The 14,880-nt window shown below is 38.8% G+C and carries 15 protein-coding genes and 3 tRNA genes; 4 read left to right on the top strand and 14 right to left on the bottom strand.

The features are described from left to right. Positions 1-62 precede the first annotated feature (62 nt). From LEP1GSC202_RS07840 to sppA, 12 genes are all read right to left on the bottom strand, one after another. Positions 63-692, bottom strand: coding sequence for a DUF2306 domain-containing protein (locus LEP1GSC202_RS07840; protein WP_039928366.1), 630 nt, complete (start codon positions 690-692; stop codon positions 63-65). Between the two features lie 121 nt (positions 693-813). Continuing rightward, positions 814-1,455 carry a methyl-accepting chemotaxis protein gene (locus LEP1GSC202_RS20430; protein WP_015676948.1) on the bottom strand — a complete coding sequence of 214 codons (642 nt, stop codon included), beginning with the start codon at positions 1,453-1,455 and terminating at the stop codon, positions 814-816. Positions 1,456-1,511: 56 nt separating this feature from the next. Further along, on the bottom strand, positions 1,512-2,855 hold the full coding sequence (locus tag LEP1GSC202_RS07835) for a HAMP domain-containing protein (protein ID WP_015677478.1): 1,344 nt from the start codon (positions 2,853-2,855) through the stop codon (positions 1,512-1,514). Between the two features lie 550 nt (positions 2,856-3,405). Further along, entirely contained in the window at positions 3,406-3,825 is a 420-nt protein-coding gene (locus LEP1GSC202_RS19455) for a hypothetical protein (RefSeq protein ID WP_051125299.1), read from the bottom strand. A 71-nt stretch (positions 3,826-3,896) separates the two neighbouring features. Then, on the bottom strand, positions 3,897-4,565 hold the full coding sequence (locus LEP1GSC202_RS19450) for a DUF5018 domain-containing protein (protein ID WP_015676741.1): 669 nt from the start codon (positions 4,563-4,565) through the stop codon (positions 3,897-3,899). 964 nt (positions 4,566-5,529) lie between these two features. Continuing rightward, positions 5,530-5,601 (bottom strand) — tRNA-His (locus LEP1GSC202_RS07820). Between the two features lie 18 nt (positions 5,602-5,619). After that, positions 5,620-5,693 (bottom strand) — tRNA-Arg (locus tag LEP1GSC202_RS07815). A 17-nt stretch (positions 5,694-5,710) separates the two neighbouring features. Then, positions 5,711-5,782 (bottom strand) — tRNA-Pro (locus LEP1GSC202_RS07810). Between the two features lie 59 nt (positions 5,783-5,841). Next, positions 5,842-6,513 (bottom strand): tetratricopeptide repeat protein, encoded by a 672-nt coding sequence (locus tag LEP1GSC202_RS07805; RefSeq protein ID WP_015676494.1) that lies wholly within the window; start codon positions 6,511-6,513, stop codon positions 5,842-5,844. A gap of 4 nt (positions 6,514-6,517) precedes the next feature. After that, positions 6,518-7,258 (bottom strand): 5'/3'-nucleotidase SurE, encoded by a 741-nt coding sequence (surE, locus tag LEP1GSC202_RS07800; RefSeq protein ID WP_015677453.1) that lies wholly within the window; start codon positions 7,256-7,258, stop codon positions 6,518-6,520. Continuing rightward, positions 7,259-7,867: a hypothetical protein gene (locus LEP1GSC202_RS07795; protein ID WP_015676606.1), complete on the bottom strand. Its 609-nt coding sequence runs from the start codon at positions 7,865-7,867 to the stop codon at positions 7,259-7,261. Continuing rightward, entirely contained in the window at positions 7,864-8,829 is a 966-nt protein-coding gene (sppA, locus tag LEP1GSC202_RS07790) for a signal peptide peptidase SppA (protein WP_015676880.1), read from the bottom strand. Before sppA ends, LEP1GSC202_RS07795 begins: the two co-directional genes overlap by 4 nt. A gap of 174 nt (positions 8,830-9,003) precedes the next feature. Here sppA and LEP1GSC202_RS07785 point away from each other — a divergent pair, with 174 nt between their 5' ends. Further along, on the top strand, positions 9,004-9,519 hold the full coding sequence (locus tag LEP1GSC202_RS07785; RefSeq protein ID WP_015677620.1) for an LIC10415 family protein: 516 nt from the start codon (positions 9,004-9,006) through the stop codon (positions 9,517-9,519). Next, entirely contained in the window at positions 9,520-10,893 is a 1,374-nt protein-coding gene (locus LEP1GSC202_RS07780; RefSeq protein WP_015676605.1) for an APC family permease, read from the top strand. Here the strand turns inward: LEP1GSC202_RS07780 and LEP1GSC202_RS07775 are convergent. Together LEP1GSC202_RS07775 and LEP1GSC202_RS07770 are read right to left on the bottom strand one after the other, a co-directional pair. Beyond that, positions 10,877-12,349, bottom strand: a complete 1,473-nt coding sequence (locus LEP1GSC202_RS07775) for a potassium/proton antiporter (RefSeq protein WP_015677311.1) — start codon at positions 12,347-12,349, stop codon at positions 10,877-10,879. The genes LEP1GSC202_RS07780 and LEP1GSC202_RS07775 overlap by 17 nt on opposite strands. Before the next feature lie 28 nt (positions 12,350-12,377). Next, positions 12,378-12,776: a hypothetical protein gene (locus LEP1GSC202_RS07770; protein WP_015676999.1), complete on the bottom strand. Its 399-nt coding sequence runs from the start codon at positions 12,774-12,776 to the stop codon at positions 12,378-12,380. 78 nt (positions 12,777-12,854) lie between these two features. On the opposite strand from LEP1GSC202_RS07770, the gene bcp reads away from it, so the two are divergent. Together bcp and LEP1GSC202_RS07760 are read left to right on the top strand one after the other, a co-directional pair. Further along, entirely contained in the window at positions 12,855-13,328 is a 474-nt protein-coding gene (gene bcp, locus LEP1GSC202_RS07765) for a thioredoxin-dependent thiol peroxidase (protein WP_015676415.1), read from the top strand. Then, positions 13,325-14,809, top strand: a complete 1,485-nt coding sequence (locus LEP1GSC202_RS07760) for a leucyl aminopeptidase (RefSeq protein WP_015676692.1) — start codon at positions 13,325-13,327, stop codon at positions 14,807-14,809. The genes bcp and LEP1GSC202_RS07760 overlap by 4 nt, the downstream gene beginning before the upstream one ends. Positions 14,810-14,880: the final 71 nt, after the last annotated feature.

Raw genomic sequence — 14,880 nt, 5'->3', positions numbered from 1 at the left:
GGAAAAAATCTGGCAACTGCTAAATTAGAAATCTCTCGAATTTCAAAATTCTTAAAAAAAACTTATTTTCCTTTTTTACGGATGATCCATTCGGCAAATAAAAAGTTGAGAAACCAACCGGCTCCCATCATCAAATCTCTTGGGACACCCGAAGGGTCTCCACCAACAATCACAAACCATGGCAAATGAGTAAACACTTGTGTGCCAGCACCCATTCCTATCGCATAACCTCGGATCATCCAATGGCTATGTAGATGGAATTTGCGACGAAAAGCAAATCCAAATCCCAAAACCAAACAGAACAACATCCAAAATCCAACGAACAAACGGATACCGAATAACCAGTCTCCGTCAGTTGGGACTTTGGGATATGCAAGTGTGAGCCAAATTCCGGAGATAGCAGAGGTTAATCCAAAGAAAACAAGTGCTCTACCAGATCTACGATGCCATGTAAGATGTTGGTTTCGAAATCCAGGAGCAAATTGGAATGCACCAAAAATACTATAAATGAGGACAGAAACGATATGAAATAGAACAGGAATAGGGTCATCAAAAAACCTTTGGTTTTCTACCGTATAACCAGATCCAGTTGTCAGTTGGAAAATACGTACGAGACCCGCTATGCTTGGAACAAAACTAAGAAATAATAAAGAACCTATAATCCATTTATCTTTCTTTGTAGTGGAATTCATTGCCATTTGAATTCACTACAGAAATATATTTCGGAAAGAGCAAGAAGGAATTTGATTTCAAAGAACAAATAATTCCATTCCAATTGCATGATTCAAAAATCGTTTGATGATCAATTCATTTTTATCGATTAGAAGTTACAAAAGAATTTGCAATCGTAGAAATGGTTTTTGCGACAGTACTAATTGTCACACTGACTCGGTTTAAATCTTCCGAACTTTGTGCAAGTTCCTGTGCATTTCCTGATAACGAATTTACACTCACAACCATATCCTCGGAAGTACGTTTTTGTTCTTGGCAAGATGTTTCGATCGATTCGGCCAATGATTGAAGTTCTTTCAGTTCATTTGAAACATTTGTTAAACTATTGGATTGGGATGAAATTTCACCTTTTAACTTAGTGACACCCAATTGAATTCGATTGGATTGGCCTACAATTTCATTCAGTACATTTACCGTTTCGTTTACATGGTCGATGCCAGTATTTACCGCAGTATCTGTTTTAGTAATTAATACCATAATGTTTTTCACAGATGTTCTCGTTTTGTCTGCGAGTTTGGATATTTCCTCAGCCACAACGGCAAATCCCCTACCTGCATCGCCAGCTCTTGCAGCTTCTATGCTCGCGTTGAGGGCGAGCAAATTGGTTCGTTCCGAAATATCGGTAATCAACCCGACAATCCCTGAAATTTCTTTAGTTGCCAATCGTATATCTTCCATCGAACGATCTGTACTACGAATGGAACCATTCCCTTTATCAGCCAACTGAGTTGATGTAACAGATTCAATAGATAACTGAGAGAGTTCCTTTTCAATATTGACTATGGAATATTGCGAATCTCTTCTGCAATTTTTGAAATGTTTTTTGTTTCATCGGTAATGGAACCAAACATCACTTCAAAGGATGACGATAGTTCTTCCAAGGAAGCGGCAGACTCTTCCGTGGTTGATGCGAGTCCAGTTGCATTATCCGATACGGAAGAGGCATCTAGTTTTAATTGTTCTGAACTTTTTTCAACTTGGTTAACAGAATATTTGAGTTGAATGATAATATCATGTAATTGACTTAAGAACCGATTGATAGAACCAGAAATTTCACCTATTTCATTTTCGCCAAATGAAGGTAACTGTTTTGTTAGATCTGCATTACCACTCGATAATTCTTCAATTTTGATTAATACGGTTCTTAAAGGAAGATTGATACTTTTAAAAATGAGAAAAATCAAAAGGATAGAAATACTCAGTGCCAATGCAAGTATGATGATATTAACCATCCGATGGAATCTTTGTTCTGCTAAACGTTCCTCTATCAATTTTTCAAATACCGATATTGAGAAATTTTGAATCTCAGATCTAAGAAATGTTCCCTTATGGATGATATTAAATAATTCGTCTGATGAATCTGGTTTGGTTAATTGAGTGATGAGTACTTTTTTCAATTCAGCAACATAAGCATTACAAGTTTCATTGGACTGGTTTACGTTTTTTTGAATCTTCTCTTGGTAGATTGGAGCATTTTCCATTGTTTTATGATATGAATTTGTTATATTGATACAAATATCTTCAATGGCACTAATTGATATGATCGATTTTGTATAACTAATATTGGAGAAGTTCTTTCTTTTTCGATTCTCTCCTAAGTACTCATCTCGAATTAATTCTTTCAGTTGCCCGACATGTTTCCACAATGCTAGAATTTGGAACAAGATGATATCCATTTGGTAATAAGATTCAAGTTTTGGATCCAAAATTAAGTTGGAATGATCTCCAATTTTGACCGCTAAAGATTGTGTATCTTCCAAAAAGTTGCGTGTTGTGAGTTGGTCAAATCGATCGTATGATAAATACGTATTCCATTTTTGAATTTGTTTAGAGTCTTCAGATAGGATTCCTGATTTGAGAATGGTTACATTTCCTTCTTCTATCATTGGTTTCAGATCATCTACATTCTCATTGCCAATTTTAAATTTTGGCAATGCTACTTTGTAGGCAAAATAAACTGGTTTGATAATTTCGATTCCCTTTTGTTCTTTTAACGAAAAATCAATTTCCTGATTCTGTGATTGAATGTACAAAACCAGTGCTATCAACAAAAATAGGAGAACAGGAAGAGGTAAAAGGATAAGTCTGGATCGAATGGTTATATTTGAAAAATAAGAATACATACGTATGATTTTCCTCTTAATGTTAGCTTTAGTTTATTAAATGTTGTGAATTAGAAAATAAAATAATATCGTAATCCGAAAAATTACGAATCAAATGAAAACTGAGTTAGCAAACCATGGTGCTAAATAGGACTTGTACTAAAACTAGCCCAATTTCACCTAACACATGCTAACTAAATATTACAATTTTGGTTCAGTTCCCTTATCAAATTTCCAATATTTTGGGGATTTGGATGACTCTACTCATCTTCAGGAGTGAATTGTAATACATTTTGGTAATGATACATTGATGGGCGATGGTAAATTTCTATGGTTGTATACTCAACTTGGATAAATTAAGTAGGTATTTTTCACTCTCGTCAATCTTTTGAACCGATAGTGCTTTGTAGTTTTCTACATTCAAAATTTTTCCAAAAAGGACTGCAGGCGATACACAATATCTACGGATGGGTGTGTGCAAGGAAAATGACCGCGGGTGAAAACTGAGTCGGTATCTAAAGGCAAGTTTTTGGTTAAAACTTTGAGTATATGAGTCGGCCTTGTCATTGATTTATATTCCGCAGCTTTTCGTAGTAGCAATCAATTTGTATTTAGCCCTCAAATAACAAAATACTTTATCGATTTCATTTTGCGATAATGCTGAATCGAAAAAGAAAAACTCTGCTACATCACCATCCATGTTGCCATTGGAAAGGGATCCAACTGTGCCTGTCACATAACTTTCAATATTTGAGGTTGCATTCCCTTTTAAGTCACCATTCCAATATTCTTGCCAACTAACAGTAGTATTCTGAACACTGGCAATTGCGATAAAAGTGGTAATGGGAATAGAATTGACAGATGGAGGAGTTAGTCCAGACCCATTTCGCCAAAGATACAACTCATTTCCAGGTGAAGCACCTATATTAATCTCTCTTCCATTTGCAGGACCAACTAAAAGTAAATTTGTGGCAGGATGAGTTTGTGGCATCTTAAATACCAAGAAAAAAGATCCGCTGTTAACAGATGAAAATCCAGTTCCACCAGTGTAACTCATCGAAGTCAAAGATGCTTGTGAAAAATGAGAGCTGGAAGACCATTCACCTGATTCAATCTATAAATTGGTTGTCTTGTCGGGAAAGTTATTTGCGTGAGATGATTGCCTCTTCCACTAAAATCATTCCAGGTTTGAACATTTGCACCATCAGATAAATTAAGACTGTCTGCCTTGAACCAAATTACTAAAGATGAACCTCCATAGATTCTTGGAGCAGTAAGAGTGACAGTATAATCCTTACTAGTACCATCAGTAGCAGTCACCGTATAAATAAGATTTGACGAAAACGAATTTGAGGTAACCTCACTCGTCTGCGTTACGTTACCTATCGAACCACTTTCCCCAGTGGTTGTAAATTTAGCAACTAACGGAGTAAAAGACGAGAGTGTATCAGACACAAGACTGATATTCGTATCTGAGATAATTCCAGATATTCCTAATGAAGGAATTGAGTATGATGTAATTTCTTTTCCGGCGAATGGACCAATTCCACAAGTTATACTTTTATCATTCAATGCAAACTTTAAAAAAATAGTCTGATAGTATGCTTTGCTCTGAGGATCACAAACATTGGAAAAATTTTCCCCTTTGCAATGGGTGAAAAAATATAGAGTTTGGAAAGCAAAAAAAAAGTAGAATATCGATCGATGCCAAACAATTTGAAACTTTATCATTTAACACCGCCGACAATCTCCCTCTGATTTTTCGAACGTTTATCGCTACTAAACTAAGAAGGTTTTCATGGAATACTTGATGAACATCCCATTATTGAAAGTGGACTGAATTGAAGGCGAATCTATTTTGGCAAAAAATTTCCAAAATTGAGAAAATTTTGCTGAATTTGAAGTATATCCCGACAAATCATCCTTTAACTTCGATTAGGGAATGTATCTAACCAAATTGGCTACTCGAACTCTTTCGCAAAATCGTTCGAATCCCAATACAATTAATTCCTCAATAACCTTAACACTTATCCCAATTTCCCGAATGAAGTTCGAATCCCAATACAATTAATTCCTCAATAACCTTAACACTTATCCCAATTTCCCGAATGAAGTTCGAATCCCAATACAATTAATTCCTCAATAACCTTAACACTTATCCCAATTTCCCGAATGAAGTTCGAATCCCAATAAAATTCTTTCTTAAGTAACTTTAACACTTGTTCCAAATTTCCCGAATGAAGTTCGAATCCCAATAAAATTCTTTCTTAAGTAACTTTAACACTTGTTCCAAATTTCCCAATGAATTCGAGTTCTTTTTGAAAATTGGTACGGGCGCCGCAAAGCAACCACGGACGGGTGCGAGCGGGAGCTCTGGCCATGGAGGGCCAGGCGAACGCAAGGCGCCTGAACCAATTTTCAAAAAGTTTATTCGTTGAATGGGAAATTTAACAAGTGGGTGGATGACGGGATTTCGCCTTACACGGTTCTCCCTTCCGGGTCGAACTCGTTCCAGGCCGTCTTTTGCGAGCCCTCGCACTTCCATGTGCTCGGTCGTTCTCGTTTAACGCCAATTAGGCAAGGTGTCTTGCCAAATTGGCTACTCGAACTCTTTCGCAAAATCGTTCGAATCCCAATTTCTTGGTTATCTATTTAAGTTGTTTGGAATTTTGAATCGCCGAAGGCGATTTTAGTGGGTGGATGACGGGATTCGAACCCGCGACGACCGGTACCACAAACCGGGGCTCTACCGCTGAACTACATCCACCGTTTCTAGAACAATCATCGACCCGAGAGGGATTCGAACCCCCGACCAACTGCTTAGAAGGCAGTTGCTCTATCCAGCTGAGCTACCGGGTCAGATAGAACCAACTGATTCGGGATGACAGGATTTGAACCTGCGACCCTCTGTACCCAAAACAGATGCGCTACCACTGCGCTACATCCCGAGAAAGTCCTTGAAACACCAGTGTTTTTGGAAGAAGGACTGTGTCAACAAAAGGGAGATTTATTTCTTCAGGTTCTTGAGCCTTTCGAGAAGTACTGGGTGGTTTGGATTCTTTTGTAAGGCTTTGCGGTAGGCCTTCCAGGCCTCCTCTGGTTTTCCATTGGTTTGCAAAAAATAACCAAAGCTATCCAAATAGGCAGGATTATTGGGATCTAATTCCAATGCTTTTTTTAAAGAACGAATGGCTTCGGCCCTTTCATCAGCGGTTAACTTTTTTTTGAGAGCGAGGAGATACCCAAGCGAATTCAAACTATTTTTATAATCCGGGTTTGCTTTGAGGATCCTTCGATGGATGGAAATTGCATCCTCCAAACGGTGGGTGTACTCATAAATGTGAGCAAGAAACGAGAGAAGTTTTGCATCATCAATTGCAATTTGTAATCTTTCCTTGATGATCCCTTCTGCAGCTTCCCATTCTTTCAACTCGACAAGTGAGAACACTTTTAAACGGTACACATTGTCAAGTTCAATGAAACCTGGGTATTCACTTAAGATCCGATCCAAAACTTGGATTGTTTTTTTGAAGTTTTTCGTTTGGAAACAACAAAGGGCAAAATTGTATAAGAGGATAGGATCTTCAGGATTTTGTAACAAAGCCTGGTCAAGAAGATTTAATGCCATGGCATAATTGCCTTTGTTCATATAAGAAAGGTAATCGTTGTCAGAAGCCATAGTTTTATTTAGATTGTAATTCCTTCAGTCGATTTTTTTCTGTGAGGTCCAATTGGATTGGTGTCACAGGGATTTTACCTTGGTAATACGCTTCAAAGTCGGTTCCCGTTTCTTCATCATGACCGAGCAAACTTCCGTTTAACTGGAATTCGCTGACCCCTTCAATGATTTGTTTTTTTTCATATTTTTCTGAGTAACGACGACGCCCAAGTCTTGTAAAAACAAGTTCACTGATGGATCCTGTTCCACTGACTTCAGGAGGAACATTTAGGTTCCAAATCTCACCTGACTTAATTTGTGATTTGTATTGCTCTAAAAAAGCTAACACGAGTTTGGCTTCTTTTTCATACCCATCCTCTGGATCAATGCGACCAGAACTCACTGCAAGTGAAGGGATTCCATGTAAGGCACCATGTTTGGCGGCGCCTACAGTTCCCGAATAATGGACATCATACCCCATATTGACACCTCTGTTGATTCCAGAGATTACAAAGTCAATTTTAGGGAATATTTCTGCATACAAACCTATATTCACACAATCAACGGGAAAGCCATCCGCAATGTAGTGGTTGTCATTGATTCGTTCCACTCGCATGCCTTGGAAAACAGTGAGAGCCATGGATGTGACAGAACGTTCTTTTAAGGGAGCAATGAGATAGGTATTGTACGATTTGCCAAGGACACGTTCCAAAGCTTTGATTCCGGCGGAAGAAATCCCGTCGTCATTTGTTATGAGTAAATTCAATTAAAAACCGCCTGAAACCGATTGCAGGACACTTGTCGCTGTGTACAAGTTCATTAAAAAGGGAAATAAAATCGTAAGACCCAATGCATAAAATGAAAAACGAATGGAATCACGATTTCGTAGTTCATAAATGGATTTGAGTCCGCGAGCAATAATAAGGCCATAGAGCACAATGAATGTGAGTAATAAAAAAAATCCTGAACCCACTCCCGATAATCCGATGGCATGAAACACAATGCATACGGGAGCAAATACTAAAAAGAGGATGGTAGAATGCCTTGCAAACATCACAAGAAACAAAAGTTTTTGTGATCTCCCTTTTTTTTGAACATAATAGTCAGCAACTAACGAATAAAAAAAAGGGAAAAACCGAAACAAAATCAAATTGGCAATAAACCCAAAAAACAAAAAGGACAAAGTAGAAATCGTATAAGGTGCAGATAAGATACTCATCCCAACTGACAGTGATAAGGCGGAAAGTATCGAAAACATCCAACTCGAAATTGGACTCATTGCAAAAGGAATCTCTTTTACCTCTTCCGAATAACGGAGTGGGTCAAGGAACACCAACTCCAAAGTATCTACCAAATCGAAGAAAAAATCTCTCATAACATCAATTTCCCTAGGGCAGTTGGCAAAATCACAAGGACTTGTGCTTGTAATAGAGAACGAATTTTTGCCGTTTGGGAACCTTCCCCTAAAAACTTCACTCCGAGGGAACGAATCATCCTTTCAAAAGGAGAGTATTCTTGTTCGAAAAGGGGGATGAGGCCTTCGTATTGGCAAAGTTCAGAAAGTTTTTTATGCGCTTCTCTCCTTCCACCAATATCATCCACTAGTTTGTTACGAAAGGCATCTTCACCAGAATAAATTTTTCCTTCAGCCAACTCTTCAATGGATTTAACAGTTTTGTTCCTTCCTTTGGCAACATCTTCAACAAACTTGCGATAGGTGTCTTGGAGTTGTTTACCAATCATATCGTCTTCTTCGTTTGTTGAATCACGAAAGGGTGAATACATATCTTTGTACTTGCCCGCTTTGTAAGTGCGAACCCCCACTCCATATCGATCAAGGAGTCCCTTTACATTTGGTGCAAAGGAAATGACCCCAATGGACCCTGTGATGGTTCCATTTTCCGCAAAGATGTAATCAGATGCAGCAGCAATGTAATACCCACCGGATGCAGCGACGTCTTTCATACTCACCACGATTTTTTTCGATTTTCGCAAATGGAGTAGTTCGTTAAAGATCTCTTGGGAAGCAGCCACAGTGCCACCTGGGGAATTGATCTCGATGAGGATCCCTTTGACATTTGTGTCTTCATCAAGTTCACGTAATTGGCGTAAGACGGTGTCGGCCCCAGTGGAATCAAACGTAGATTCCCCCGAATGGATTTCCCCGACAATGGGTATCACAACAGCTCCAATTTCACTGGCTTGGAAGAGGCTGCCACCAGTTCCACTGGAGAAACGGGCAAGGCTTGATCCAGATACCAAGATGGCAATTCCAAGAATTGTGGCAATAATGGAGAACAAAAAGGAGAGAAAGAGAAGGAATTGGTTTCTTTCCATAAACTCCCACTAGCAAAACCTTACAAAAACCCCAGTCAACTTTAATAATTCTTTACTTTTTTTTAGAAAAAGTTTATTTTCATTGTACGGGTTAGCCGAAAATTAGACAGGTAGTCACAGGATTTATGTCCAGGCACCGCCGAGACATAAGGCCATTACCAAGGAAGGTAGGACATGGATGTTCGTCTCAATCGTCTCCTCAACTCAGCCGAAAAATTAATCCAGGACAAAAAGGACACCAAAGATGTTTCTGGGAAAACAGGTACGCCTGTACAAAAAGTAGATGAAAAATCTGACTTTGTTGTCAGCCTCCCTGTTCAATACCACAATATCCAATCTCGGCTCACAGAATTACAAAAACAACTTTCCAAAGAACAATCTCGGATTGGACTTTTGGAAGATACCACTCAAGAAGAAAACAAACTCAAAGAACTTTTGTTTGAGGGAGAACCTCTCTTTCCCGAGTTAGGTGAAGGAAACGTTTCCAAACCAGAAATTTTAGAAACAAGCAAAGGCACCATTGCAAACCTTCTTGCGGAACTGAAGAAAAAAGAAGTGGAAGGGGAAAATATTTTTTCTCTTGGTATGATGCTAAGCCCGGAAGAATTTAAAGGAAAAATTGGATCGGTCTCAACTGCTTCGATGAAACCTATTTCTGAAACAATGGTCAAACGTCTCCTCGGCAGTTAATTGGAATTAAAACGTAGCCTCAATACTTTTGATTCCATTTCCGTTCTCTTTTCCTCCATGGTGGGGTCAGGGATTTTTTTCACTTCTGGTTATTTAATCAAAGAAACCGGTAACCTCTGGATTGTCCTCTTTTGTTGGATCATCGGCGGTTTTCTTGCTTTGTCTGGTTCCATCACCTATGCGTATGCAGCTCGTCTCCTACCGTTTGCTGGAGGAGATTATGTGTACCTCAAAGTTGCTTATTCGCCAGCGATTGCGTTTATGAGTGGTTGGTCCTCACTACTCACCAATTTTTCAGCCTGTGTTTCGGTACTTGCCTTAGCCTTTGGAAAGTATGTCCAAATTTTATTTCCTGAACTTCCTTACTTTGAATCACCTACATACACATTCCTTGGTCTCGATTTACAAGTGAGCTCGACAACTCTCATTGGAATTTTACCCATCCTATTTTTTAGTGTTTTGAATTATTTTGGAATCAAGTCAGCTGTGCGTGTCCAAAATGTTTTTGCTGTCTTAAAAATCACTGGATTACTTTTATTTTTGGTCCTTGGTTTTTCGATTGGTTCCACCCACTGGGGTTATTTATTCGATTCTCCTTTTCCGAATGTATTAGAATTGTCGTTTTATTCGAAAGTCCTCATTGGCATTGTACCGGTTTCTTTTTCTTACCTAGGTTGGAACATGATCACCTACATTGCAGAAGAAGTAAAACAACCAGAAAAAACAATTGTTCGGTCGGCGATCACTGCTTGTTTTCTTGTCGCGGGGCTTTATTTTGCGATCAATTTGCTCTTTGTGATCTCAGCTCCCATCGGCGAATTGGCTGGCCAAGATGGAATTGGTGCGATCGCCTTTCAAAAGTTATTCGGAACCAACTATTCCATACTAACCACAAGTTTTATTGCATGGGTGATATTGGGATCAATGTCTGCCATCCTGATCGGTGGAAGTCGTGTGTATTTTGCGATGGCAAGAGATAGAGTGTTTTTACCAAGTTTTTCCAAAGTCCATCCCAAATGGCATAGCCCCTATGTTTCTATTTTTTTTCAGGCATTTGTTGCGATTCTCTTTTTGTTTGTGAAAGAAATCGAAGCCTTACTTTACATGATCACATGTTCCATTCTCATATTGTCATGCTTAACGGCAGCAACTCCGTTTCGATTTGAAAAGATGGGAATGAAATCGGATTATAAAATCCCACTCTATCCATTACCAATATTTTTATACATCTTTGCCAACATTGCTGTTATGGTGATTTTATTTGTGGAAAAACCAATCACTGCATCTTGGGGACTCATGATCACATTCATTGCATTGCCAGTCTATTATCTCTTTCGATTGGATAAAAAGATGGTTTCTAAGCAATCGACATAAATGTTTTGCCTATGATTGGCATCACATCATCTTTCGCAAGTACCCAAACCACATCACCTCCTTTTACTTGTGTGTTGCCAGAAGGAATTAAAAATTGTTCTCCACGAGCAATCAGTAATATATGAGATTGTTCTGGAAGTTTGATTTCAAACAAAGCTTTATCTACAACACTTGAGTTGTAAGGAACAATTAACTCTTGTAAGGTCATTCCTGGAAATTCGATATTATCAAAGTCTGTTGGGCGGTAAATCTTTCTGTCTGTGTCTTTTTTTAAGATTCCTAACCATTCTGCGACTCTCGGAATGAGGGAACCTTGGATGAGAAGGGATACCAACACCACAAAAAATACAATATGAAAGAGTAAATCACCCCAAACGAGTCCCTGGGCAATGGGAAAAGTGGCAAGGATGATGGGAGATGCACCTCTTAATCCCACCCAAGAAATAAACAATTTTTCTTTGATTGGTAAATTGACTTTGAATAGAGAAATGAAAACAGCAAGTGGCCTTGCAAACAATATGAGTAACACCCCGATAAGAAGGCCAGGTACCCAAATATCTGCCATCCTAGTTGGATACACAAGGAGTCCAAAACATAAGAACATACTGATTTGTAAGATCCAAACATATCCATTTAAAAAACGGAAGATTGATTTTTTATGAATGAATTTGTTTCGACCAACAATAATCCCTGCAATATACACTGCCAAAAATCCATTCCCTTGGAAAACAGTTGTCACTGCATAAATGAAAGGCACAGAAGCCGTAATGAATACTAAATAAAGACCGTCATATCCAAGTTTGACGGAGTTCATTAAATACAAAATGAGAATTCCCATACTGTATCCCATCATCATCCCCACAAGGACTTGCATGACAAAAAACCGAAAGAATTGGAACCCACTAAAACTAGCATCAGCAGTGAGAAGATTCATAAAGATAGTCGTGAGAAGAACTCCCACTGCATCATTGGATCCAGATTCAAACTCAATGATTTTTTTTAAGTGTACAGGCAGGTCAGAGGAACCAGTTTTAAAAATGTTAAAGACTGATGCGGCATCTGTGGCACTTACGATGGATCCAAGTAAAAACGATTCCATAAACCCAAGCACAGGGAATAAAAGATGGATGAGGACTCCTAAAATGAGTGCGGTGAGTACGGTACCGACAATCGAAAGGCGAATCCCTACAGATAAAAAGTTTTTTAAACTATCCCATTCACTTTCGAGTCCACCGAGAAACAAAATATAAATTAAGGCAAAAATACCGATCGACTGAGCTAAACTGTAGTCGCTAAAATCAATCCCTCCAGGTCCATCAGAACCAGCTAACATTCCAAAGGTTAAAAAAATAAGTAAAATGGGAAATCCAAAACGAAAAAAAAGTTTACTCGATAAAATAGAAAATATGATGAGTGTAGAGATAACGAGTGCTTGTAAAGTAAAACTATCAATCATGTATAGTCCTTAGACGAAACCAAACCTATTATTGTTTGGAAGCAAGGATTTCTAGCGCTTTTGCTTTTAGGATGGGATGAACTCTGAAGTCATCTGGATTCAGTGGTGTTTGATTTTCACCTGAATTCCCTTCGTTTGATTGGTTTGCAGAATTGGGACCCTTCCATTTATCTCGCCCTAACCAAACAGAAAGTGCATAGACCATACGTTGGTAAATTTCATCTACTTTGTCTTGACGGCCCGCTTTTTTATAATAACCGAAGGCAAGCATTGGCAGTTTTCGATCATACATAAAATGGTCACCCAAACGGATGAGTCCATCTTTGTAATCAGTCTTTAGAAAGAGTTCACGAGCCTTGCGGATATCACCTGCATTAAAGGCAGTGTTCCCTTCGCGTATGAGTTGTACCCTTTCTCTTGCGTCCATAATAGGAGTATCGAACGATTTTCCGAAATTGACAACTGAAAATTGTCTAAAAGAATGAATTAACTAGGAGAGAAATCTATGTTGGAAGTAGGAAAAAAAGCCCCCAATTTTACAAGTGTCAACCAAAACGGCGAAACAGTAAAACTCGCAAATCTTACAGGAAAAAATGGAATCGTTGTGTATTTTTACCCGAGAGACATGACTCCAGGTTGTACGACGGAAGCATGTGACTTTCGAGACAACTTTCTTCGTCTGAAAAAATTAGGCTACAATGTAGTAGGTATTTCCAAAGACAATCCTAAGTCCCACACAAAGTTTATCGAAAAACAAGAACTCAACTTTGACCTTATCTCCGATGAATCTGGTGAAATCTGTGAGGCTTACGGTGTGTGGCGAGAGAAAGTATTTATGGGTCGCAAAGGAATGGGAATTGTTCGCTCAACTTTCCTACTGGATAGTTCTCTCAAAATTAAAAAAATCTATGACAGCGTGAAGGTAAAAGGGCACGTTGATGAAATCATCAAAGACATTCAGGAAATCCAAGGGAAATGAAAATCGAAATCTCTCCACTCCAAATCCAAATCGGTCAGTTTAAGTCTGGTTCTTATTATAAACTCATTCCTATTTTCCAAGAAGATGTAAAAGAAGAACTTGGGAAAAAATTCCCCATACAAATCGAAACCAAAGTGTTTTCTGGGGAACTTGGAAAAGAATTCCGAGATGAATCAGAACATACCATCTATCTTGGTTTAGGTGAAAAAGAAAAATTAAGTTTCAGGAAACTCATTTCCCATTTTTTCAAGTATGGAGAAAAAATCCTAAACTATGATGGCATGGGATTAGAAATCCATATTCCCAAAACTCTTTCTAAAAAGTTTTCTGCAGACCGCATCGCTTACCAAATCGCCAATACATTGTTCATTGGTAGTTACCCTGTTTCCGTTTTACAAACGAAGAAAAAAGACAAAGAAAAAAAGAAAGTTGGCAGTGTTTTTCTCAAATTTGAAGATAAAACAGTTATCTCAATAGCTGAAGCCGGACTATTCAAAAGTAAAGTCGTCGCAAAACACGTGAATGGTGCTCGTCATATTGCTCACCTTCCTGCCAACTACTTCACACCAAACGACTTTGTATCGAGAGCAAAAGAAATTGCGAAAGAATACAAACTTACAGTAAAAGTTTGGGATGAAGCACAATTGAAAAAAGAGGGACTCGGTGGAATCCTTGCCGTTTCCCGAGGCTCAGAACTCGAAGGTAAGATGGTGATTTTAGAATACAAACCGTCAAAAGCCAAAAAGAAATTTGCAATTGTAGGAAAGGGACTCACATTCGATACAGGTGGGATTTCTTTAAAACCACCTGGTGAAATGCATGAGATGAAGTATGATATGTGTGGAGCCGCGGCCACCATACACGCGATTGGTGCCATTGCAGCGCTTGAAATTCCCATCCATATCATTGCAGCAATAGGCGTTGCAGAAAATATGCCTGATGGAAAGGCAATCAAACCTGGTGATGTGTATACTGCATACAATGGAACTACTGTCGAAGTGCAAAACACAGATGCTGAAGGTAGACTTGTGTTAGGTGATGTTTTATCATATGTTTCCAAAAACTACAAACCAGATTACATGGTAGATTTAGCAACTCTCACCGGTGCTGTGATCATTGCCCTAGGCCACGAGGCAGCTGCCATTCTCACCAACTCAGATCCATTACGGGAAGCTATTTTTAAGGCATCAGAAGCCTCTGATGATCGTGTGTGGGAACTTCCCCTTTGGGATGAATATGGCGAAGACCTCAAATCAGACATTGCCGATCTTAAAAACATCACAGGTGGCGGAAAAGGTGCAGGTACAATTTCTGCTGGAATTTTTCTTTCCAAGTTTGTGGATGAGTCGGTCAACTGGGCCCATATCGATATCGCAGGTGCGGCTTGGAGGAAAAAAAAATCAGGAACCCAATTCCATGGCCCAACTGGATATGGTGTTCGTTTGTTAGTGGATCTTGCTAAGGAACTTGCTGGGAAATAAATCCATCAGCTAACATACATTCTATTACGGTTAGAGAATTCAATCGATTTGTTTTTCTAACCGTGGTTTTA

The organism is Leptospira yanagawae serovar Saopaulo str. Sao Paulo = ATCC 700523, from assembly GCF_000332475.2.
GTDB lineage: Bacteria > Spirochaetota > Leptospiria > Leptospirales > Leptospiraceae > Leptospira_A > Leptospira_A yanagawae.
The sequence above is the reverse complement of the archived record's forward strand: the minus strand, read 5'-3'. Positions and strand labels throughout refer to the sequence as shown.